This is a genomic window from Pantoea sp. X-Soil-MYKO-1289 (assembly GCF_059730625.1).
The window spans coordinates 3617281-3639406 of sequence record NZ_AP036004.1 but is presented as its reverse complement, the minus strand read 5'-3'; the positions used below and the strand labels follow the sequence as shown (position 1 = coordinate 3639406).

At 56.5% G+C, this 22126-nt stretch carries 18 protein-coding genes; 6 read left to right on the top strand and 12 right to left on the bottom strand.

From position 1 onward, the window contains the following. Positions 1-30: 30 nt before the first annotated feature. The 5 genes from AC6I7Z_RS17365 to flhD form a co-directional block, all read right to left on the bottom strand. A complete protein-coding gene (locus AC6I7Z_RS17365) occupies positions 31-3543 on the bottom strand; it encodes a glycosyltransferase (RefSeq protein WP_497815113.1) in 3513 nt (1170 codons plus the stop codon). Continuing rightward, positions 3540-5672 carry a hypothetical protein gene (locus tag AC6I7Z_RS17360; RefSeq protein ID WP_497815112.1) on the bottom strand — a complete coding sequence of 711 codons (2133 nt, stop codon included), beginning with the start codon at positions 5670-5672 and terminating at the stop codon, positions 3540-3542. The genes AC6I7Z_RS17365 and AC6I7Z_RS17360 overlap by 4 nt, the downstream gene beginning before the upstream one ends. Next, positions 5644-5961 (bottom strand): hypothetical protein, encoded by a 318-nt coding sequence (locus tag AC6I7Z_RS17355; protein WP_497815111.1) that lies wholly within the window; start codon positions 5959-5961, stop codon positions 5644-5646. Before AC6I7Z_RS17355 ends, AC6I7Z_RS17360 begins: the two co-directional genes overlap by 29 nt. 174 nt (positions 5962-6135) lie before the next feature. Beyond that, positions 6136-6675 (bottom strand): flagellar transcriptional regulator FlhC, encoded by a 540-nt coding sequence (gene flhC / locus AC6I7Z_RS17350; RefSeq protein ID WP_497815110.1) that lies wholly within the window; start codon positions 6673-6675, stop codon positions 6136-6138. 10 nt (positions 6676-6685) lie between these two features. Continuing rightward, positions 6686-7033 (bottom strand): flagellar transcriptional regulator FlhD, encoded by a 348-nt coding sequence (gene flhD, locus AC6I7Z_RS17345; RefSeq protein ID WP_497815109.1) that lies wholly within the window; start codon positions 7031-7033, stop codon positions 6686-6688. 470 nt (positions 7034-7503) lie between these two features. Between flhD and AC6I7Z_RS17340 the strand changes: the two genes are divergently transcribed. Then, positions 7504-8994 carry a methyl-accepting chemotaxis protein gene (locus tag AC6I7Z_RS17340; RefSeq protein ID WP_497815108.1) on the top strand — a complete coding sequence of 497 codons (1491 nt, stop codon included), beginning with the start codon at positions 7504-7506 and terminating at the stop codon, positions 8992-8994. Positions 8995-9034: 40 nt separating this feature from the next. Here AC6I7Z_RS17340 and AC6I7Z_RS17335 read toward each other — a convergent pair whose 3' ends face one another. The 7 genes from AC6I7Z_RS17335 to flgA form a co-directional block, all read right to left on the bottom strand. Continuing rightward, the gene (locus tag AC6I7Z_RS17335) at positions 9035-10090 is read right to left on the bottom strand and encodes a methyl-accepting chemotaxis protein (RefSeq protein ID WP_497815107.1); all 1056 of its coding nucleotides are present in this window, start codon (positions 10088-10090) and stop codon (positions 9035-9037) included. Between the two features lie 17 nt (positions 10091-10107). After that, a complete protein-coding gene (locus AC6I7Z_RS17330) occupies positions 10108-12243 on the bottom strand; it encodes a virulence factor SrfC family protein (RefSeq protein WP_497815106.1) in 2136 nt (711 codons plus the stop codon). Beyond that, the gene (locus AC6I7Z_RS17325) at positions 12240-15206 is read right to left on the bottom strand and encodes a virulence factor SrfB (protein ID WP_497815105.1); all 2967 of its coding nucleotides are present in this window, start codon (positions 15204-15206) and stop codon (positions 12240-12242) included. The genes AC6I7Z_RS17330 and AC6I7Z_RS17325 overlap by 4 nt, the downstream gene beginning before the upstream one ends. A gap of 4 nt (positions 15207-15210) precedes the next feature. After that, positions 15211-16479, bottom strand: a complete 1269-nt coding sequence (locus tag AC6I7Z_RS17320) for an SrfA family protein (protein WP_497815104.1) — start codon at positions 16477-16479, stop codon at positions 15211-15213. Positions 16480-16727: 248 nt separating this feature from the next. Further along, complete coding sequence (locus AC6I7Z_RS17315; RefSeq protein WP_497815103.1) at positions 16728-17171, bottom strand: flagella synthesis protein FlgN; 444 nt, start codon at positions 17169-17171, stop codon at positions 16728-16730. Between the two features lie 18 nt (positions 17172-17189). Beyond that, complete coding sequence (gene flgM, locus AC6I7Z_RS17310; RefSeq protein WP_497815102.1) at positions 17190-17486, bottom strand: flagellar biosynthesis anti-sigma factor FlgM; 297 nt, start codon at positions 17484-17486, stop codon at positions 17190-17192. Between the two features lie 107 nt (positions 17487-17593). Beyond that, positions 17594-18139 (bottom strand): flagellar basal body P-ring formation chaperone FlgA, encoded by a 546-nt coding sequence (gene flgA / locus AC6I7Z_RS17305; RefSeq protein ID WP_497815101.1) that lies wholly within the window; start codon positions 18137-18139, stop codon positions 17594-17596. A 440-nt stretch (positions 18140-18579) separates the two neighbouring features. Between flgA and flgB the strand changes: the two genes are divergently transcribed. The 5 genes from flgB to AC6I7Z_RS17280 are packed head-to-tail and all read left to right on the top strand — an operon-like array spanning position 18580 to position 22109. Beyond that, the gene (gene flgB / locus AC6I7Z_RS17300; RefSeq protein WP_497815100.1) at positions 18580-18990 is read left to right on the top strand and encodes a flagellar basal body rod protein FlgB; all 411 of its coding nucleotides are present in this window, start codon (positions 18580-18582) and stop codon (positions 18988-18990) included. A gap of 8 nt (positions 18991-18998) precedes the next feature. Beyond that, positions 18999-19403 carry a flagellar basal body rod protein FlgC gene (gene flgC / locus AC6I7Z_RS17295; RefSeq protein ID WP_497815099.1) on the top strand — a complete coding sequence of 135 codons (405 nt, stop codon included), beginning with the start codon at positions 18999-19001 and terminating at the stop codon, positions 19401-19403. 12 nt (positions 19404-19415) lie between these two features. Next, positions 19416-20114 carry a flagellar hook assembly protein FlgD gene (locus AC6I7Z_RS17290; RefSeq protein WP_497815098.1) on the top strand — a complete coding sequence of 233 codons (699 nt, stop codon included), beginning with the start codon at positions 19416-19418 and terminating at the stop codon, positions 20112-20114. 24 nt (positions 20115-20138) lie between these two features. Beyond that, positions 20139-21341: a flagellar hook protein FlgE gene (gene flgE, locus AC6I7Z_RS17285; protein WP_497815097.1), complete on the top strand. Its 1203-nt coding sequence runs from the start codon at positions 20139-20141 to the stop codon at positions 21339-21341. 12 nt (positions 21342-21353) lie between these two features. Further along, positions 21354-22109 (top strand): flagellar basal body rod protein FlgF, encoded by a 756-nt coding sequence (locus AC6I7Z_RS17280; RefSeq protein WP_497815096.1) that lies wholly within the window; start codon positions 21354-21356, stop codon positions 22107-22109. The last annotated feature ends 17 nt before the right edge of the window (positions 22110-22126 follow it).

The window sequence follows — 22126 nt, the reverse complement described above, 5'->3', positions numbered from 1 at the left end:
GCCAGGCGAGGTCAGCGTAATCGCTCTGGTTTATTTCAGCCAGGCTGCGGCTACCCGCATAAGTTTCTCCTGGCTCATCACACTGTGCTGCCGAACGTCACGTTGAAGAGCAAGCCCGGCTTTCGCGCTGGCGTCAGGATCGGCAAGATGCATCGCTATCGCGTCGCGCCATAAAGAGAACTGATTCGCCACGGAGGTCGCCGACATCTGGTGCTCAAAACCGAGCGTGCTGCTGTGGATCACCGGAATGCCCGTCGCGCCGTACTCAAGCAGGTGCATGCAGGCCAGAGAATGTGTCAGCGGATGACCATCGTGCGGCACCAGCGCCAAATCCAGATGCTGCAAAGCCAGCTCCCGGTGATAAATTCCCGTATCTGTTTCCTGACAGATCTGACTGACGTGAGGAAGAAGAGCAGACGGGCACTTGCCGTAAACCACCCATTCAACCCTGTCTGAGAAGGCGCCAGCCAGCGCTTCGATGAGTTTTGCCGTCGCGCCGCGGCAGAGCGCGGCGGCAGCAAAGCCGATGCGCGGTTTAGGATGGCAAATACGCTGGCCGTTTTGGCTAATCCATAAATGGTCAGGCAGGCAGGTCGGCAGGATGACAATATCCGCATGCGCATCGGCAAATAAATCGGCCATCTGTTGATCCGCAACAACGACTCTGTCGAAGGCCGCGAGCTGCTGCCGAATGCCATTGACGAAATCGTCACAACGGGTCAGAGCGGCGCTGGAAGAGAGCGCCTCATCAATCAGAGGCGCGGCTACCGTCGCGATCGTTACGGCCGGGCTAAACTGCTTCAGCTGACGCAACCAGCGGGTGTAGTCAGCGCTTATGCGCGGTTCAGTAACAATAACGTCAGGATGATAGCGGGTAATCTCAGGCAAGCTGGGCAAAGCATAGCTCCTTATACCGTCAATCATCCCCTCGCGACGCAGCCTGTTGAAAGGCATAACGGCGCGCCAGTCGCTCTCTCGGCTTGGCTCACTCATCACCTGCATGACGACCGGCAGCGGTCGCCACGCGAGCGGCAGCCTGCTTTGTTGCGCATCGGCGGGTAGCGCAAAGTAGGCTGCCAGAGAAAAATTGCGGTTATAGGCGCGATCCTGGCCAAGAGAGGCGAGCCAGCGGACGAAGAGGGTGTCGGTCTCTGCTTCGCGGCAGGCGGCGGTTAAGGCTGGCTCTTCGCTGTCGGGATGGCGATAGCAGCGGGCATAAGGGGTCCATACCGTCAGGCCTCCCAGTTCAGCGACGCGCAAACAGAAGTCAACATCGTCGTAGCGCCGCAGATCCGCGTCGAAGCCGTTTGCGGCGATGCAAACCTCTTTGTTCACCAGCATAAAGTCACCGGAGACTGCACTGTAATTCTGATCGGCATGCAGCCGGTTCATATAGCCGGCGCGGCTGTCATCTTTGCCATAGAAAGGCTCGCCGGCTATCTCTCCTTGCATACCCAGCAAATAACCGGCGTGACGAACGGCGCTGTTGGCGTAGAGCTGTTTGCCGCCTACGATGGCCACTTCAGGCCGCTGGGCATGGTTAAGCATGTTTTCGAGCCAGTCGCGTTCGCTTACCTGAATGTCACCGTGCATAAACAGCAGGTATTCCCCACGCGCCTGAAGGATCGCCGCATTTGCCATCGCGGCGCGATGCCAGCGGTGGGGATAGTGCAGAATCCGGATCTGATCTGGCGCCAGGCGCGCGATCTCCTCTAGCCAGCGCTCCCTTTCGGTATCATCACGCCTGTCTGCCACGATAATTAATTCAAAATGCGCATAGGCTGTGTTCTCCAGCAGCGCCAGAACGCAGCGGCTCAGGCTATCAAAGCCTTTAGCGAGCACAACGATAGTGACTAACGGCCGCGCGTTATGATGATAGCGAAGTCGCCACAGGCCGTGCTGGCCGGGCGCCACCTCTGCGTTGGCATATCCGCGCCAATGCAAATGCAACAGCAGTAAGCGCTGCTCATCAGGATGCGGCGGAAGCAGCGCCGCGTTCTGCGCCAGCGGCTCAGGCAAATGCCCGATGGCATTGATACCTGCCGATTCAATCAGACGTAGTCCCAGCGCCAGCTCAACGCATGTTGGCCAGTCGGCATCTAATCCTCCTGATAGCACGACCCATTCACGTCGATAGAGCCAGTATCTGGCCATTTGACTCGGTGAGCTAAGATAGAAGTCCAGATTGAAATCCGGACGGAACAGTAAGCCAGCTGCTTTATTCCGGATGGGGTAGATAAGATCGGTATAGATGGCCTCGCAACCCTCGGCGTCGTTCAGAGCAAAGGCAAGGGCGCTTAATCCAGAAGGCAGTAACTCGCATCCTGCATCGAGAAAAAGCAGCCAGTCACTTTTGGCTCTGCGGCAGTGGCCATTGATCGCGTCAAAGCCGTCGCCCTTATCCAGCCGTATCTGTTCAACTGTTGCGGGAAGAAAATCCACAGAGCGATCGACCAGCGCCACGATTTGCCAGCGCAGGCCGGGAGTCGTCACCTCTAAACTGTTGCAGGTGCGTTCCCAGGCCTGCTGCGGACGCTGGCGAACATCGATGTATAAAGTACATACCGTTTCGCGACCTTGCCCGGCAAAAAATAGCTGAGCTAACGGCTGCTGGTGAGCCTGGGGCTGGCGGTGACTCAGCCACAGGCGACACTGACTTTGATATAGCGAGGCGGCAATTTCGCCGTAAAGATTGTGTTCTCTAAAAGATTCTGGATCAGAGAGCGGCGCGACGCGCAGAGAACCCTTTGGCCTGTCGGCGTCATACCAGCCGAGTTTTTTTATCATCAGGGGAACGCTTTTGTGCGTATTGCTCACTGTCTCCCGATGATGTCTGGCCGCTGCGAGCGTCTGGCTGCAAGAGAGGCGGTACTGAGAGAGCGTCTGACAAACGAAAGCCAGGTGGCCGGCGCGCAGCACTTTAAGGTACATGGCCAAATCGGCCAGAAAAGGCATCGGTTCCCCGGCCAGGGTATCCAGCCGCTCTCCGGCATCGAGCGAGGCGCGAAGCGCATCGGCGCGAATAAGCACCATGCTCGGCTCGCCAATAAAGTTAAGCGGGGTTTCTGCCTGAAAATTAATGACATCCGGGCCGTACAGCACGCTGTCATCGTTAAACAGCGGCGTATTGCACTCATTTGCCGGCAGCGGGTTGCCCTGGACATCAATAAATTCCCGGTGGGATGTCGCCATCACTATATCTGGGTGCTGCTGAATGGCCTGAACCAGCAGACTGATGCAGTCTGGTTTTAACAGGTCATCATCATGCAAGAACTTGATATATTCGCCTTGCGCTTTTGCCAGGCTTTCGGCGCAGTTTCGCATCTCACCCAGCGAAGGCGTATTGCGCTGGTAATAGACCGGCCAGCGCGCAGTGGGCCTGAGCCGTTCTACAATCTGCGCGATATCGTCACTCTGACTGTCATCGCCAATAATGATTTCACAAGCGGGGTAGTCCTGCTGAAGCGCGCTTTCTAAGGCTGCGTCAAACCAGGTCGCCTTCCAGGCGGGAATAATAATGCTGACGAGATCGGGCTTGCTCACAGGATTTCCTTGCTAACTGCGCTTTCGCAATCCACCTGTAGGCGCTTTTCTTTAATCGGGCGATAAACCAGCTGGAGCAGAGAGGCGGTGTCGGGCTTATGACGAGGACGCAAATAAATAAACGCGTCATCATGCATCTCCAGCGCCAGATTATTGATTACCGTTGCGCCATCAATAAAAAAGTCCTGATTAAGGGCGAGCGGCTGCGCCAGCTGCGGTTCATTCTCCTTATAGAGCGCAGACTGCGGAATAAGGCTAATGCTATATATCTCCATATCGCTCAATATCTTACCGGTCAGCACCGCTATCTCCGGCGTAATGAAGGGAATATAGAGCGAGAAGTAGCCATCAAAGGTGCTGATAGCATTAATGCTTTTCGATTCAGCCTGCTGGGCGTTTTGCACAAAGAGGATTTCCATCGCTCGAGAGCGCTGGGTTGTGTTGTTCAATGACCACTTTAACGCAAATCTGGTACTGGCCATCAGAGATACGGCGTGCTCAATGCCACAGGCTCGGAGTTCGGCAGGCGAATTGGTGCGCATGTTATCGCTTTCATCCAGTGAAACACGAGAGGTTCCGTAACGGCGCATAAAATTGATTGCTTCAGGAATATCTACAAATCGTTTTGTGACGTCGGTTCCCATATTGACGTCGCCTCTCAGGTTGGCCAGAAAAGCCGTCTCTTCCGTCAGGGGAAAGAAGTTATAGCGTGCCAGGTCAATAGCCGCCGCATCCCAGAGCGTCTGCGAGGCGGGAATTCCCATTTCCGCCGCCGCTTTTACGCATTTAAGCGCTTCATTTTGTACGGCCTGAATATTTGAGAGCCCAGGCAGCGGCGCGCATTCCTTTTCCGCAACAGGTGTGCCGTTCTCCGTGTAATCCGTCACGGAAAAATCGTTTGATGAGCAAAATATTTCAAAAGGCATAATATATTGCGTCAGTGCGCGAATAAAACGGAAATCGGAAGTGCCGGGGTTGATCATGCCAGTGCGATTTTTATTCCAGCCAGCGACCCAGGCCGCGATCAGATAACAGCCTGATACCGTAATTGATAACTCTTTTTCCAGTAGCGAACCCAGCATGTTTTGCGCCGTACCTGAGTAGCCCACGTCAACCATAATCAAGGTGTCGCCAGGCTGAAGCTGCAGTTCATTTTGGATATGGGCGATAAGACGGGCGCGAATAGCAGCCGAGCGGCTGAGGGTTTCTTTTATAACCTGAGGCGCCGTTAAGGCTTTAAAGAGATATTGAGAGGAATAATGACGCTTTTCTAGCTCGGTCTGAATTTTATCTTTATTTGCTTTGCTTAACATCAGGTGTTTAGCAAGCATTTCAAACCCGCGTAATGTCACTTTTTCTGGAAGTATGCCTGTTGAGCTGGATAACGTGACGATCAGATGCTTTTCAATACTCGCCTTGTCATGAAAAGAGCTTCGTATGGATGTGAAGCGTGAAATACGCAGTTTTGCGCTCTGGCTGTCAGGATAAAGCGCTTGATAGGCGTTATACGGCATAAAGCCGTCGCGCATCAGAAAACCCAGTTTGGCATTAGGCGTGTTTTCTTGCTGCTGTCTGATAAAGCGCGCAAAGGCGTAGAGTAGCGGGCCGAGCAGTGTCCAGCCTGTTAGCTTTTCGGCGGTTATCTCGTTACGTAACGCCACGGAGTAGCAGGCGTGAAAAAGAGAGGGAATGACGGCCGTATATTGCGTTTCAGGAAAAAGGATATTGGCAGCAATAATGCGCTGCTCCAGCACCTCAGTAATAATCTTCTCATTTTGTTTGAAATGTACTGCACTAATGCCCTGCGCCGCAGGTTTAGTAAAGTCAGCGATATAGTTATCCCCGACATGAAAGATATCTTCAGGTGTGACGCTTTCCTGCTGAATTATTCTGGGCCAAAGCTGGGTTGTTTTGCCATGGCCATACTCCGCTGAACAATAAATATGGTCAATCAGCTGGGAGATCTCGCTACAGTGGGCAGAAAGGAGCCGGCGCAGCTGTTCGGCATTTAAATAAGTATCGCTGACGATGATGGTACGGATACCGCGCGCTTTAGCGTGCCTGAGCAACGACAGCGCGGGAGAAAAAATAAAGCCGTGTTCAATTTCCAGCGCGAGTTTCGTGCTCAATCAGCTGAGTCTGTTCATCAGATGTGAAGTGACTGGCTAATTCAGCATAAATGTTAGCGAGAGTGACCTCTTCTTTGCCGGTCGTAAGCTGGTTTTTTGCTCTGGCGTTAGCTTCGGCTCGCATACGTGCAAACGGGCATAACCCATGCTGGAGGCGGGTGAAAATGTCACGGGGACGAGAGACATTGCGCCAGTAGAGCGTATCAAAGCAGTCCAGGGATAATATTTTTGCATTGCTTGCTAAAAATTGTTGTTCAATTTCAGCAAATGAGAATGAGTTTTTATTCATTGATGATTACCGGAACTGACTGCAGGGGTTATAGAGGTTGAAGTCCCTTTTAGTCTATCCGATATTGCATTGAGGCTATGTCGTAAAAAAATGAAATAAGTGACGCTATTTTTATTGTTAACCTCTGTTCACTCATTCTATTTCTTGTGATGCCACTATTATTTCAATAAGGAATTATTGCATCAACTCGCCAGTCGAGGCGCTTTTTTTACTGGCGCGAGAGGGCGGATGACACAAGCTACAGGTAAACTGGGCGCTGGTATAACGCGACGTAGATATAAAGCTTCCCCCACAAACGGAACAGGCGACCTGTTCAAGCATATTACAGTCGACGAAGCGCAGCAGCGTCCAGGCGCGCGTGAATTCGAGCACCGGCTTTTCTCCCGGTTCACACGGGCACTGCTCGCTATAAAGACGATAGGCTTTCAGCAACGTTTCGACAGGGCGCTTCTTCTCTATTTTCTGTAAATAAAGATAGATATTATAAAACAGCGAAGAGTGGATATTTTGCTCCCACGACATAAACCAGTCAGGAGAAAACGGAAGCATGCCTTTAGCCGGCGAGCAGCCGTTAATCTCTTTATACAGGCGCAGTAATTTTCTCCGGCTTAACGAGGTTTCGCTTTCTAAAACCTGCATGCGCGCACCTGCTGAAATCAGCGCCATAGCGATATGGATATCGTTAACTTCGTCAAGAATGCTTTGATCGTTCATGGCATTGTCATCATTTAGCCGCGTCGGAGCCTGAGAGGGTCTGGAGCAAGTCCGTTGACAGAATAATTCCGGTATGCACGCGCTGTAGCGCATCAATACGCGAATCCTTTGTCAGAAAGTCAATGACCGCTTCGCTATTAATACGCAGCTGGCAAATAAGCTGGTTGGTTGAAGCCAGTTTAATCAGCTGCGATACGGAAAGGCCTTTTAAAATATTCATTAAGGGATCGGTCAATCCCAGGCGGAAGCTGGCAGCGTCTTTATCCTCTTTAATCAGCGATTGCGCGAGCAAAAGATAGGAGAGATTAAGGTCATTGATGTTCTGTACCTGATCGAGCTGTGCGCTATTAAATTGCATATGCTTGTCCTGATTAAGAACTTCTGTTTTTTTTGTTAGAGAGACATTGCGCGCTTTGTCACGGCATGAAATCTGCGGCGAGCAACAAAGGCGGAGAATGCTCCCGGAAATTAAGCAAAGAAAGTAACACTTAAAAACTTAATGAACATTCAATGAGCAGGAGGGTAAATAGCAAATACCCGGAGAAATGTTGCCTTATTACTCCGGTTGACGGCAATCGTCAAAGAAAACAATTCTCTTTCTTCCGACGGGGCGTTCTTTTTTCTGTTTATTATCATTGTGTTAAGTTCGCGTGGTAGGGTGGGGAATTAATGCCAACTTATCCCTGTATTTGGGCTATTAGTATGAGGCGGATAAAGCTTATATTGTGGTCAGTAACGTCTTTTCTAGCGATCGCTAATGCGTTTTCAGAAAAATATTGCCATTTGATAATGGCTGTTAATTACAATAAAGACCAATAAGCTAATGTCATGAAAATTTTTAAAAATAACAAGCTAAAGGTAATGCTCATTGCCGCCTTTAGTATGGTGTTTGTCTGTTTTTCCTTAATCTCCGTCTGTTCTCTCTATTCCATCTCCCTGATAGATGAAAGCGTGCAGGGCTTTACGCTGGGTTTTTATCAAAATGACTATCTGGCGAGAACCAGCGGTTTTTTACATCGCGGCGGTAGCGAGTCGGACGAGGTTGCCGCGTCGCTGAAAAGCGCTTTCCAGGCGTTTGATGGTTTTTTGACGGTTGCGCCGGTGAAAACCGCCAGCGGCGTGAAGAAAACCAACGAGCTCAAAGCGGCAATGGAAAATATCAGGCGCAGCCCGAATGCGCAGAACATTGCTGCTTTCGATAAGCTGGCCTCCGATTTTCGCAATCTGATTCTGGAGTACGACGTTAAAGGTACGCAAAGTAGTGTAGACCGCGCTTATCATCAGTCCGCGGCCATTATTATCGCCATTTTTGTCGCCTTTATTGCTGGAACGCTGCTGTTTTACTGCATGCTGCGCAACGAATTTTTCGCCGTAACCAACCGTATTAAAGGCAATATCCGCGCCGTTGCGAAAGGCGACCTGCGCGCGCAATCCCACGGCAGCGGGCAGGATATTAACGGTATTCACGCCGAGCTTGACGGTATGCGACATGCGCTTATCCATATCGCCTCGGCGATAAAGGAATCCTCGCTGCATATCGGTCATATTGCGGGCGACGTCGCCCAGGGAAACCAGAATCTCTCTGCCCGTACCGAAGAGCAGGCTAGCGCGCTGCAACAAACGGCTGCCAGCATGGAGCAGATTAAAATCACGGTGGCGCATAACAGCGACAACGCCCGAGAAGGCAACATACTGGCGGCGAAAGCGAACGAAGTGGCGCTGAGCGGCGCGGAGGTGATGAGCAGCGTTATCGACAGTATGAGGAAGATTGAGCGCAGCGCGAAGCAGATCGCCGAAATCAATAGCGTTATTAACGGCATTGCCAGCCAGACCAATATCCTGGCGCTTAACGCCGCCGTCGAAGCGGCGCGTGCTGGCGCTCAGGGCCGGGGATTTGCCGTGGTTGCCTCCGAGGTCCGTAATCTGGCCAGGCGCAGCGCTGAGGCCGCAAATGAAATTGGCTCGCTGATTCAGGGCGCGGTGGTGAACGTCAGTGAGGGGACGGTTCAGGTTTCGCAGGCGGGTAGAGCGATGGAGGAGATCGTTACCGCTATCGGTCAGGTGAGCGGCATTATGAAGGAGATCACTGAAGCCTCGGAAGAGCAGAGTACGGGTATTCATCAGGTCGCCACGGCGCTCAACGAAATGGATACCGCCACGCAGCAAAATGCCGTGCTGGTCGAAGCCTCCTCGTCCGTCACCGACGAAATGCACGTTCAGGCTAAAAAGCTGGCTAACGTGGTCGATGTCTTCACCTTTGATGGCGTCACGGCCGCGCCCGCGTCAGAAGAAGCCGACTCGGCCATCCTGCTCAATTAAGATCCTCCGCGACAGGCCGTCCGCCTGTCGCGGCGGCCGGTTAATACTGGATACTCGCCGCCAGCTCGTCCACCAGCCGTACCACGCAGTTACTCGCTGACTCCATCTCCTCCAGCGCCGCCGACATGCCGTTCATGTCCTGATTAAAAAATGCCTCCAGCGCCATTTTTCCCGCGGCGTGTACTCTGGCGTGCGGTTTTTCCAGCTGGCGGTAAGCGTCAAGCTGCGAAAAATAGCGCCCTTCACCGGTGTAGTACCATTTACCCAGGCGGCAGTCGGTATGGGCGTTAACGCTGTAATCGGCTGTTTTATCCAGCAGCAGCTTATAAACCTGCAGCTTCCAGATCACATGGTCGAGCTTAACGGTATTTAAAAACTGCAGCGTAGAGATAAAGGCGATAATCGCCTGCATTCTGGCCGAACGCGAAATCACAAACTTTATCGACTCGACGATGTGGCTAATATCCCGGTTGATATGTTCAGTCACCGGCCGCTGGCTGGATACCACGTCGCAGACATTGCTGGCGCTCTTTTCAATCGCCTGGGTCAGCATCGAAATGCTGTTGGCGCTGCTGTTCACCTGATCGGAAAGAAACTTTATCTCTTTAGCAATCACGCTAAAACCAGCGCCCTGGCTGCCGACATGCGCGGCTTCAATCGCGGAGTTAATCGCGATAAGGTTCGTCTGGCGTGACAGCTGGTTGATTTCATTAACGTATTTATTGATCTCTTTAAAAGAGAGGCGAAAGTTATCCAGTGATTCGGTGCTCTGGGTGACGCTGGTATCTATCTGGCTAATCAGAGTGACCAGATTTTCCAGCGAGTTTTTTGCACTGCTGTTGCGGGTATTGAGTTCGTCAATGGTCTGCTGTTCCTGACGCAGATCCTGGCTTGATCGCAGCAGCGCATCCCTGACGACTTCTAACGTCGCCACACCCTTAAGTAGCTGCGTACAGATAATACGTTCATAGGCGGGCTGCGGGGTAACAAGCGCGACACGATCGGTTTCCTCAACCGCTTCAACCACCTCGTCGCGCCGAGGGCGCGGCGTTGAGGGTTTCACCAGATCTTTTACTCTCTTTATCAGTGCTTCCATGTGGGTGCCTTATAACGTTATTGGGTGGGAGTGTGGCTATCGTGCGACATCAACAACGCCGCCTGTAGCGATCGATACTGTTCAGGATTGAGCGCGCCATCCTCGTTGCTCGCTTCCTGAACCCGGCTATACAGGGCGACCAGCCAGTCGTAAGCCCAGCGAACGCCCTGGCCCAGCGGCTGAGGGGTGAGCTGCGTCAACCGGCCAGCAGGCGCGGCCTGTACAGCGGCAAAAATGGCGGCTGAAGCAACCACTTTGCTGCGTGGGCGCCTCTCCGCCGCGGTATCGGCATAGCCCAGCCAGGTCACAAACTCGCTGATAGTCGCCGCCGCGCAGGCGAGCTCGGCTTCGCGACAGCCTGCGCATTCCGCCAGCCGCTGACGCAGGCGCGCGCGCAGATTGACGCGCTCGCTGATGTCGATGAGCAGATCGCCAGTCAGCCGCAGCGCTGCGCGTGAGATGGCGAGCGATTTCAGGCGCGGATGCGCGGGCGTGAGCTGACGAAGGTGTTGCAGCCAGACCCGATAAATAAAATCGGCCAGGTCAGGCAGGCCCGTTTCGAAGCGGTGCTCGGGCAGCGGAGTCTCTGCAAAGAGGTCGATTAGCGGCGCGCTGGCGACAGAGGCTGCGCCTCTTTTTTGCCTGAAAAGCGTATGGGCCTGCTGGAGCAGATCGGGGGGTAAATCCAGCGCCGTCAGCAGATCGCCATGCCTGTCGATATGCCGCTGCAGATGCTGGATCACCTCTTTTACCTGCTGTTCGCGCGCCGCTCGCTGCGCTGCCGTTAAGGGCGCGTAAGAGGCGAAAAGCGCGTCAGCATCTCGATCGCAGGCCTGCAGCAGCGCGTTGCGCCGCTGCAGGCGGTGCGCGTCATTAACGGCTTTATGCAGCCAGACGCGGGCCTGCTGCGCCTGCTCGTTTTCAAAGAGCTGCAGCACGCCCCAGGCGGCATCGGCGCGGATCAGCGCGCGCTGAACGCTGTCGCTGATGCGGCGGCGTTCAGGGCTGGCTGCCTCGTCCGGCGTCATCGCCCAGATCAGGCGCGGCGCCGCGCAGGCGACGGCCTCGGTGTGATTAAGCCAGCCAGCCAGCTGCGCTGCCGCCGCCTGCGCTTCTTCAGGATTGCGCGCCGGCTGGACTGTCAGCAGCGCGTCGGGCAGCTGACGTTCGGCGTAGTCGCTGAGGCGGCCATTGGGAATATCGATAATATCGACCGGCGTGGTGGCTGAGCACTCATATTGCACGGCCACTTCGGCGCAGGCAGGAGCCAGATCCACAAGCGAAACCCGCTGCGCAGCCAGCGGCTGGCCATTGTGCAGCGGCAGCAGGTGCGTCGCGGCAGCGGTATCAGGCGGCGCGCCAGTCCGCGCGCCGCTCGCCAGGCACATGGCATCGTTCATTAACAGGCTGTCCGGGGCTAACGCCTGGGTTGCGCCGCCTAACTGCTGTAACAGCTCGGCGTGACGTAGCCAGGCCGCCGTCAGCGCGGCATCTTCGCCCCACAGCGACGCAAGAAGCTGCGCGCGCGCCTCACGACGCAGCAGCGGCAGCAGCTCGGCGATCTCCAGCAGCATCTCTGCGCAGAGATGATGGGCGGCTGGCGCGTTGCGCTGACAGGCGACAAGCATCTCCATCGCCTCAGCGGCATCCATGCCGGGCTGCGGCTGTGGCATCGCCTGCGGCCGTAACGCGTTTAGCCTGTTGCAGATATCTGCGGGCAGCATGGGCGCCGACGCCTGTTCAGCCAGGCGACGCGCAAATTCCCCTTCGCGATAAAGCGTCAGCAGCAGCGGCGCAGCCTGGATCACGGGCAGCGGCCGAGCGCTAAAGCGAACAGCGAGGCCGCACTGATGCCAGGCAGGATGAACGTGGCTAAAATAGTCGATTTTCCGCTCGCCGCTGCGCAGCCAGAGCGCGCCTTCCGCAGGGGCGATCAGCGATTTCAACAGCGCTTTTTTGCTGGCGGGGGTGTGGCCATACAGCCCCACCGCGAGCGGCTCACGGGCAAGCGCCTCAAGACGGCGGACGCGCCCAGAGAGCGTCGCAAGCGCGGCCTGAATCGCTGGCGCCTCATGCTCCAGTCGCGGCGCGTGCTGGCGCGTATGCAGCAGCCAGTGCGTCAGGGCGGCAAGCTTATTTGATAACCCATTCATTGATAAAGTTTCCCGCTATCGATCCAGTAGTGGCCGTTCGCGCTGCCCCAGTCGCCCAGCGTATTCAGCGTAAGCCGCAGTTTCTGTGGCGAAACATCGCGGTCATCCGCCATCTGCGCGGCGGCCACAGAGAATGCGCCGCTCTGCGGATCGCGCTGCAGCCTGACGCGCAGCGTGCTGCCGGCAGCTACTTTCTGGGCCAGCTCAGCATCGTTAATGCTCAGCTGATAAAGCGGCGAGACGGGCCACTCCGGATTGGCCAGCTGGCGGAAGCCAAGACGCACAGAGCCGCGCAGCGGAAAGGCGCGCGTCGTATTGAGCGGCGCGTCTGGCTCATCAAGATCGTCCGGGCCATACCAGACATGCGCGTCGCTCAGCAGATGGTCATCGCCTGGCGGGCCGATATAGCGAAGGGTGGAATAGGGCTTGATATCCACCGCGTTAAACTGAAAGCCGGGCAGCCGAAGTTGCATGGCGAGCCGGTACAGCATGGCGCCAATAGCCGCTGTGGATTTGGCATTGGTCAGCGCGCCCTGAGCGCTCAGCGGACAGTCGATTTCCACGCGATAGCCGTTGAGGCAGAGGATGCGGCTGGCCGGCACGGGCTGCAATGCGCGCAACAACGCCTGTACGCCCGGCAGAGAAGCGGGACGTCCGGCGACCAGCAACAGATCGCACTGATAGTAAGCGACCGCTTCGCACAGGGCGCGCAGGGGAGCGGTAATGGAGAAATCTCCTGCCATGATTGCCGCGTTCAGCGCGGCAAAGTCGACGTGCAGCGGCGTGGCCAGCAGGTCGAACCCCTCACCGATCAGTGGAGCGGCTCGGGCAACGCGCTGCTGAATCCACGCCATTACGCCGGTGCTGGGCGCGGTGGGCAGCAGCGCGGCGAAGCGGGTTTCCAGCACGTCGTCACGTCCGGCAGCCGCGCTTTTTTGCCACCGCTCCAGCACCGCCTGGCCCAGGGGGATCAGCAGCTGGAGCGTGATCAACTGTTGCATCGCGCCGTGCCGGTCCACGCCAGAGGCGTCGCCAAACAGCTGCGTCATCAGCGCACGGCTGGAGGCAATACCGCATCGATGCAGCTGAGCGTCGATGGCGGGCAGGATCAGCTGCTGGATCACATCGTACAGTATCTCGTCGCCGGCGATTTTAAACCCTTCGCGGAACAGCAGCGTCGGTTTGATCTCCTGCTGATTCGCCACGGCGTCGCCGCCGACATACTCCACAATGGCCATATCCGACGTGCCGCCGCCAATGTCCAGCGAGGCGACGCGCAGCCGCTGCTCCTCGCCGGCGCCAGCGTCAGGCGAACGATCGGGGCGCGCCAGCGTGCGCAGCAGCAGATCGGCTCGGCCGCCGAAGCGGTGTTGCGTTTCGTTATAGAGCCAGACCAGCTGGCCGCAGGTCGCTTCATCCCACTCGATATGGATCGCCGGCAGCGGCACCGCGCTCTCTCTGCTCGCCTCGGCATAAACGAAAGCGGCATCCAGCGGATGCCAGCCGCGGGCCTTCCAGACGATGGCAATCGCCTCTTCCATTCGCTGGCGAAACAGCGTCTGCTCCTGTACGGGCATAGCAGAAGGCAGCGTCAGAATAATATTGCGCAGCTGGCGGCCGGTAGTGCACTGTCCCATTTGCTGCCGCGAGGCGACGCTGTTCATCTGCATCAGCGCCTGCGCCAGCAGCTCGGTCAGCATCAGCGTCATAAGCGCGCTGCGGCTGTAGCGGGGAGAGAATACGGGCAGGCGCGCCTCTTCAGGCAGGCTGGCGAGCAGCGTGCCTTCGCTGTTAATCAGGCGCATCAACGGCATCGCCGTGGCGGGCTTCTCACGCTGCTGCGCCTCCTCTGGCAGGCTGAAATACCAGGGCGCGGCGGAAGGGGCGGTGTCCCAGAGATAGCGTCGCGCGCTGGAGAGGCCGCTCGGCCCCGGCATGTCGCTGCGCTGCATCGCCAGCTGGTGTGCCTCTGCGCCGATGCGCACCACTGAGGGCCAGACAAACGCCTCGTCATGCCCGCTTTCCGCCGAATAGCACGGCTTGCCGAAATGCGCTTCGCTAAACGCTATGCGGCTGGAGAAGAGCGGCTCATTAAGAAGCGTCGGATCGTTGAGCGCGCGTATCTGAAGCCCTGCGCACTGTCGCAGCCCGTCATTATTCAAACCGTGATCTTCAATCAGGATGCCGGCGGTGTGGCTGTTGCCGACATCAAGCACCAGATCGACGCCGATGGCGGATGTCGCGGGCGTTTCGCTCACCAGCTGCACTTCCAGGCCCGGCAACTGCTCGCCCATGATTTCCAGCAGGTTTAGATAGTGCGCCTGGTAGTCGAAATATTTCAGCGCGTGCGCCTTCGCTTCGTCGCTGTAGTCCAGCAGACCGGCCCGATGGATAAAGGTTTCACGCAGCCAGCCGTCAATCCAGGTCTGGTCAAGAAATTCCGCCAGCTCATGGCTGCGCCACGCCAGGCGAAAACGGGTGCCGTTGCACACATCCGCGCAGGTGGGGGCCAGGCCCGGCATTTCCTGCCCGCCCGGATCGGTCTGGGTGTCGAACGCCAGCGTGACCTGCACGTCATGCTGAGCCGCATTGGGCGTGGGCAAGCGGTTGAACTGCACGCGCGCCCAGTTGAACGGGCCAGCCAGCGAGGCGTGCTGCGCCTGAGCGCGCACCAGCGGCAGCGGCAGCCAGCAGCGCTGCAGCAGCGCCAGCGACGCCTCTGCCGTGAACGTGCTTTCCGGCTTGACGATCTCCGCTGCGCCGCTCTGCGGATGGATCAGCTGATATTTGTCTGAGGCAGCCTGATAGTCGAGACGTAAAAGCGGCCCGTTTGCCGTCTGGCGAGCGAAGCGTCCGCTGTGTGGATTGAACGCGGCCAGCGCAACGCCCGCATCCAGCAGCTGTATGCCGCTGTTCTGGATCAGCGTGACGCCTCTCTGGGCGTCCGTAAGATCAACCATCATGATGTTATTCCTTCACCTTGCGCAGCATGACCGCTACCGGCGCGCTATCGCCATAATCGGCATTGCAGAGCGTGGCGCCTTCCGCGTTGCGGTTACAGATAATGTCCGGCACCGGCAGTCGCGAGCCGTCGGCGCATTTCGCCTTGCCGACGCTTTTCACAATCAAATTGCCCGACTGCATCAGGCCATACTTCACGCTGGCCTTGCAGCTGACGTGGGGCGCGGCCACCAGGCTCGCTACGCCTTGAGCGTGCGCGAGGGTCAGGCGGAAAGCGGAAATGCCGCGCAGATCGCTGGCATGCTGGCGCGCGGAGAGACGCCATTTGCCGTCCAGAAAGCGGGTCGATCCTGTTCGCAAATCGTTGGCAGGCAGCTGCAAAGCATTGGGGGATAACGCCGCGTCAGGATGGAGCGCAGTGACGATCGCCGGCGCCGTGAGCCTGGCGGCTGCCAGCGGCAAGTGGATGCTGTTGACATCGGGCAGCGGACGGTCGGGAAGCGATGCCGGCAGCGGCGTCTCAGGCGCGTGGCGCGTCGGCAAGGGCAGTCCCGGCTGATGCCAGGCGCGCAGGGTCGGCCAGAAAAAAAGCGCGCCGCAGGCGGCAAGCAGCGCTGCGGTTAACGCCCAGCGCCCCGGTCGGAAGGCGGAACGGCGCGATGGCGAGGTATTTACCGGCTGCGCTTCGGTTACCGCCGGCTGATGGCTCAGCGACACCACAACGGCTTCCTCTTCCTCTTTCTGCTGAGGCACTGGCGCGCGCGTTTCGGGCAGGGGCGCGCGCGCTGTTTGTAACGCGGCGCGCAGCGGGGCGAGCGGCTCTTGCCGGGAGAGAGGATCACAGCTGGCGAATCCCCAGAAGGTAATGACCGGCACCTCTCCCACCAGATAGACAAACTGGCTGCCGGGGAAGCAGAGAACATGGGGCAGCAGAGCCGCAAACAGCTGTGCGGCGGCATCCTGCGACTGGCGGCACTGCTCTACCAGTACCGCTATCGCGGCTTCACATCTCTCCAGACGCGCCATCGCGGCCTGCTGCTGCTCTGCATCGGCCGCCGCCCAGGCGATCGCTTTTCCCTCTACCGGCGCGACCCAGTTGACGCGATTATTCGTCTCATTAATTTGAGGAATAGCCAGAGAAAGAAACAGATCCTGCTGTTTACGCAGGCGTAAGGTTTCGCGTATTTGCTGCGCTAATTCAAATATGCTCTGACCGTTTTCACCCAGCGCATAGAACTCATCGATTCTGCCGCTGCGCAGTAAAGGTTTAGCCACTTATTTTGTTCCGCTATAAAAAAGAACGACTATTTTAAATGACTTTTTATCCAGATGAGCTGGAATGATTCGCGCAATAAGCGTGAATCATTGCGGGTATATTACGGCTTCTCTTCTGGTTGTGTAGATATTGCCAGGATGCTGTGAATAAAAATGATGACTTTCCCGCGCGTCAGAACTCTCGTTAACTTTATAATAACAGTGCGTCTCTTTGCTGGAGAAAAGGCGCGGCAACAGGTTTTCGTTTATTAAATGTTGATATTGTAGGCTTTGCCTTTCGGGTTACCCTGAGTTTTGCCATCCGCGCTATATAATGAAGCGGCCGATCCCACTTTACTCACCATGCTCTTTAGCATCGCGGCCTTTTTCATCTGTAGCTCAATCAACGGGTAGGCGTCTGAATTCATCTGTTTGGTCAGGCGCACCGTCGCCGTAATCTTATCCCACTGGCGTTTTAAGCCGGCGTCGCGCTTATAGGGCGCCGCGATATTGGCCTCTTTCTCTTCCGCTTTGCGCTGTTCATCGAAATAATTAATAGCCGCCAGCAGTCGGCTTTTATTGTCTGACAGCATTTGCAGTGAGACGGGATTTACCTGCGGGCGTTTTAACTGATTGAGCTCTTCGGCCAGAACGGTTTCAAGCTCCTCAAGCATCTGCTGCATTTTACCCAGCGTATTACGTAAGTTATTCATCTGCCTGTTACGCTTTTCTTAAAAAGGTTGAATCATATCCTGAAGCAGGGACTGCGCAATTTTATCGGTATCGATGGGCAGCGTGCCCGCCGCCAGTGCCGATTTTATCTTCTCCAGACGCGCATAGTTGATATCCTGGGTATCGTCCGCTTTTAAATCGTCGACCTGATTGCTCAGACTGACGCGGGTACCCGAATGCGCGCTGCTGGCGCGGGAGCTGTGCTGGGCGGGGCTTTTACTCGCGCGTTTTGCCATTTCCTGATGAATTTCTGGCAGGGACGCGGGCGAAATCTTCTGCGTGCGGTCTATGCTCATCATGTTCCTCGACAATAGTGTATGTGGCGATTTTCTCCCTTGTAATAAATTTATCGGGCACGGAAGATATTACTAAAGCCAGAATCGAATTATCTTTCGGCAGAGGGTTAATCCGCCGCAACTCTCGCCTCGCCTGGGGCGATAGCGGTCGCGGTGATAATCTGCCCGGACGCGGACTGAAGGCGGAAACGCGCATTCAGAACGGCATTATCCAGCGCTTTCCCCGTGGCGCGAATGCTAAACCCATTGCCGACATAGATCATGTCCACTTTCTGGCCGACCTGGATCGTCCACTTCTGGCGCAGCTGGTTCTCCACCAGCGGCTCGCCGGGATTAATCCTGCGCTGAGCGATGCGGCCGGTAATACGCAGGGGATCGAAAATCAGGCCGGCTGGCGCGTGCGTCAGGGAGCCGCGCTGCGCATGAATATCGTCGCGCGTGACCAGTTGCCCAGGCGAGATGGCGCGCGCGGCCTGCCACCAGGTTGCCGTGACCTCCAGCGAGACCTGAATAAACCGGCGCTGAGCGCCGCACTGCGCAATCACGCTGTGCATCCCCGCCGCGTGATTCAGACCGCCGCTCAGTGAGAGCGCGGGCGCGGCACACAGCGTCGCCAGCTGAGCGGGCGGCGTCAGCAGCCTGAGATTCAGCACAGGACTGGCCGCGGGCGGAACGATAGCGCTCTGCGTAAAGAGCGCGACGATGCGCGCCTTCAGTGCAGCATTATCTGCCTGCGCCGGTAACGCGAAAATCGTCGCGCAGAGCAGAATAAATAAAGAGAAAGGGGAAAGAGGAGCTGGCCCGTACCGGCAAAAGCGGCGCAAAGCAAATAAAGCCGTAAAGCGCATAAACCGTGTTCTCATGTGTTTATAAAAATGCGGAAGAATTGTACGCGACTTTATTGTTTTTACAGGCTGGGAAATAACGGCATTCCTGCGCGCTTTTAACGTGATTATTTATTGCTTTTTTGTTGATTTAAGGTAAAGCAGTCAAGTAGAGCTGATTTTGTCTACTTTTTAAATTATAACATTCATTTGCTCTCATCTAAGATGCACGAAATTATCCTTCCCGACAGATGAGAATAACGCATTCTATGCTCGATAAACTCGACAGAGAGTTACGCTTTCAGCAGGAGGCGCTGACTCTTCTTAATAAACGCCAGGATATTCTGGCATCAAACGTCGCCAATGCGGATACGCCGGGTTATCTCGCCAGAGATATAGATTTCTCAGCGCAGTTAAAGTCGGCGATTGAGCGTGAAAATAACAGCGGCCCGCTGGCGTTAACGCTGACCTCAGGTCGTCATATTGCCGCAAGCGCATCCGTGCTGGATGACGCGGCGCTATTATATCGCGTGCCCGATCAGCCTGCTGCGGATGGTAATACGGTCGATATGGACCGGGAGCGCGTTAATTTCGCCGATAATAGCGTTCGTTATCAGTCAGGGCTGACCATCCTCGGCACGCAAATAAAAAATATGATGAGTGTCATTAACCAGGGCTAATTATCAGTATGTCACTGTTTTCTGTTTTCGATATTTCAGGATCGGCAATGACGGCGCAGTCAAAAAGGCTGAACGTCAGCGCCAGCAATATGGCTAACGCCGACAGCGTCGCCGGGCCAGACGGTAAACCCTATCGCGCGAAAGAGGTGATCTTTCAGGTCAAGGGCGCGCCAGATCAGGCGATCGGCGGCGTGCGCGTCAGCGACGTGGTGGAGAGCAGCGCGCCCGACAGGCTGGTCTACTCACCCGGTAATCCGCTGGCGGACAGCAAAGGCTATCTGCATATGCCCAACGTCGACGTCGCGGGCGAAATGGTCAACACCATCTCGGCATCGCGCAGCTATCAGGCCAACGTGGATGTGATGAACACCGCGAAAAACCTGATGCTCAAAACCCTTACGCTCGGTCAATAAAGGAAAAAAATCATGGCAGTCACGCCAGTAATGGGTAGCGCGCACAGCGGTGCCGCGCTCAAGGCCAATGCGTCCGATAGCGGTGCCAGCAGCGGGACCAGCGCAGCGGAGCTGTTAAATAACTTTATGACGCTGCTGGTGGCGCAGATGCAAAACCAGGACCCCACCAACCCGATGGATAACAACCAGATGACGTCGCAGCTGGCGCAGTTCAATACCGCTTCCGGCGTTGAGCAGCTTAACACCACGCTTAACAGCGTCGGCACTCTGGTCTCCAGCATGCAGCAGATGAATGCGGCAGAGTGGGTCGGACGCAGCGTGCTGGTTGAGGGCAATCCGGTGGTGAACAACAGCGATGCAGACGGCGCCAGTAAAGCCTTCGCTTTCTCGCTGGACAACGACGCTGACACGGTGGAGGTCAACCTGACCGACAAAGAGGGCAATGTTTACCGCGCGGAGCTGCATAACGTTAAGGCCGGCATCCATCACTACAACCTTGATGATATGAGCAATTTCCAGCCCTCTGAGCCGCCAGCAGATACCTCCTGCACCGTCTCTTTTTCTGCGGCAAACGGCAGCGGCGACGCGCCCAATATCGTGGCGCTGAAGCAGGCGAAGGTCGACAGCGTCTCCTTCTCGCCGTCGGGATCGGTGCTACAGCTGGGAATCGATGGCACCGCCACCCTCGGTCAGGTTTATGAAATCGAATAACTTTATCTTTCAGGAATTACAGCAATGAGTTTTTCACAAGGTCTTAGCGGCCTGAATGCGGCCTCTCAGGCGCTGGATGTGGTTGGCAACAACATCGCTAACTCTCAAACGGTGGGTTTTAAAACGGGCTCGATCGCTTTTGCCGATGTCTTCGCCGGATCGCAGATCGGTATGGGCGTTCAGGTAGCAGGCGTTAATCAGAGCTTTACCGACGGCGTGTTAGGTGCGGGCACCAGCAGCCTGGATATGGGTATTCAGGGCAATGGTTTTTTCCGCATGGTTAACGAGGCGGGACGCGTGTTCTATAGCCGTAACGGCCAGTTTAAAAGCGACGCTAACGGCTACATCGTCAATAACCAGGGCATGTTTCTGACCGGCTATCAGGCTACCGGCACGCCGCCGACGATTCAGCCAGGCGCAGCGGTAGGGCCGATTCAGATCCCAACCGGGCAGATGGGCGCGCGCGCATCAGACAGCGGCACGCTAAACGGCAACCTCGATTCAGGCACGGATGTCGTCACCAATACTACTTTCGACCCCAGCGACAACACCAGCTACAGCTCGGTGACGCAGGCAGATGCCTACGACAGCCTGGGCAATAAGCACACGATCAACATCTACTTTGCTAAAACTGCGGATAACCAGTGGACGGCTTACTCGCGCGATACCACCGCGCCGGGTGGCAGCTATCAGCAAACCACACTGCAGTTTGATACCTCTGGCCAGCTGACGACCAATCCGGCGAAGCTCAACGTCCAGGGCGCGGCCTATAACGGCGGCGAACCCTTGAATTTCGACTTCGATTTGACCGGCATGACGCAGCAGGCGTCTGACACGGCGATGAACAGTCCAACCACGACCGGCTACGCGCCGGGGCTGATGAATAATTACACCGTCGGCGACAGCGGCCAGGTGATCGCCTCTTACAGCAACGGGCAGAAACAGCTGCTGGGCCAGGTCGTGCTGAGCAACTTCACCAACCCCGGCGGTCTCTCTTCGCAAGGCAACAACTGCTGGATCGAGACGCCTGAGTCAGGCCAGCCTGTAACCGGCATCTCCGGGTCGGGCAACCTGGGCACGCTCTACGGTAACAAGCTGGAAGCGTCCAACGTCGATCTGAGTAAAGAGATGGTCAACATGATCGTTTACCAGCGTAACTATCAGTCCAGCTCACAAACCATCAAAACCCAGTCTGAGCTGTTGCAGACGCTGGTTAACCTGGGATAACGGCGGCTCATTATGGATCGCGCGATTTATACCGCGATGGGGGCGGCGAATGCCGCCCTCAATCGCCAGGCTATCACGGCGAACAACCTGGCGAATGCCTCTACCAATGGCTTCCGCGCCCAGCTGATGGCCTACCGCGCGGTGCCGGTTAACGGCCCCACGGTCGCCACTCGCACGCTGGTCACCGAGTCTACGCCCTACAACGATACGACCATGGGCGCGGTGCATCAGACCGACCGCGATCTTGACGTCGCTCTGCCGAAAAACGGCTGGCTAGCCGTGCAGCTGCCTGACGGCAGCGAAGGCTATACGCGCGACGGCAATATCGAAGTCGACAGCGAAGGAATGCTGCGCGTGCGCGGAATGCCGCTGCTGGGCGACGGCGGCCCGCTGAGCGTGCCGCCCCAGTCAAAAGTCACCATCGGCCCGGATGGCACCCTGACCGCGCTTGGCGCAGGCGACGAGCCCAAATCGCTGGCGCAGGTCGGCCGCGTCAAAATGGTTAACGCTTCGGCAGAGACGCTGCGTATGGGGGATGACGGGCTGTTTCATGCCAATGACAACGGTCAGGCGGGCGGTGGCGCGCCGCTGCCGCTGGACCCCAATCTGCGGCTGATGCCCGGCATGCTGGAGAGCAGCAACGTCAGCCCGGTCAAAACCATGGTCGATATGATCGCGACCGCACGCAGCTTCGACATGAACATGAAGATCATCACTACCGTTGATGACAACGAGAAAAGTGCTAACCAGCTGCTAACGCTGGGCTAAGGCCCGGCGAGGAGAAC

Bases quoted from the DNA above. Each gene is read 5' to 3' on its own strand.
- AC6I7Z_RS17280 (WP_497815096.1), top strand. From the start codon at position 21,354: ATGGATCGCGCGATTTATACCGCGATGGGGGCGGCGAATGCCGCCCTC.
- flhD (WP_497815109.1), bottom strand. From the start codon at position 7,033: ATGCAATTTAATAGCGCACAGCTCGATCAGGTACAGAACATCAATGAC.
- AC6I7Z_RS17290 (WP_497815098.1), top strand. From the start codon at position 19,416: ATGGCAGTCACGCCAGTAATGGGTAGCGCGCACAGCGGTGCCGCGCTC.
- AC6I7Z_RS17325 (WP_497815105.1), bottom strand. From the start codon at position 15,206: ATGATGGTTGATCTTACGGACGCCCAGAGAGGCGTCACGCTGATCCAG.
- AC6I7Z_RS17340 (WP_497815108.1), top strand. From the start codon at position 7,504: ATGAAAATTTTTAAAAATAACAAGCTAAAGGTAATGCTCATTGCCGCC.
- AC6I7Z_RS17315 (WP_497815103.1), bottom strand. From the start codon at position 17,171: ATGAATAACTTACGTAATACGCTGGGTAAAATGCAGCAGATGCTTGAG.
- flgE (WP_497815097.1), top strand. From the start codon at position 20,139: ATGAGTTTTTCACAAGGTCTTAGCGGCCTGAATGCGGCCTCTCAGGCG.
- flhC (WP_497815110.1), bottom strand. From the start codon at position 6,675: ATGAACGATCAAAGCATTCTTGACGAAGTTAACGATATCCATATCGCT.
- AC6I7Z_RS17355 (WP_497815111.1), bottom strand. From the start codon at position 5,961: ATGAATAAAAACTCATTCTCATTTGCTGAAATTGAACAACAATTTTTA.
- flgM (WP_497815102.1), bottom strand. From the start codon at position 17,486: ATGAGCATAGACCGCACGCAGAAGATTTCGCCCGCGTCCCTGCCAGAA.
- AC6I7Z_RS17335 (WP_497815107.1), bottom strand. From the start codon at position 10,090: ATGGAAGCACTGATAAAGAGAGTAAAAGATCTGGTGAAACCCTCAACG.
- flgB (WP_497815100.1), top strand. From the start codon at position 18,580: ATGCTCGATAAACTCGACAGAGAGTTACGCTTTCAGCAGGAGGCGCTG.
- AC6I7Z_RS17330 (WP_497815106.1), bottom strand. From the start codon at position 12,243: ATGAATGGGTTATCAAATAAGCTTGCCGCCCTGACGCACTGGCTGCTG.
- flgC (WP_497815099.1), top strand. From the start codon at position 18,999: ATGTCACTGTTTTCTGTTTTCGATATTTCAGGATCGGCAATGACGGCG.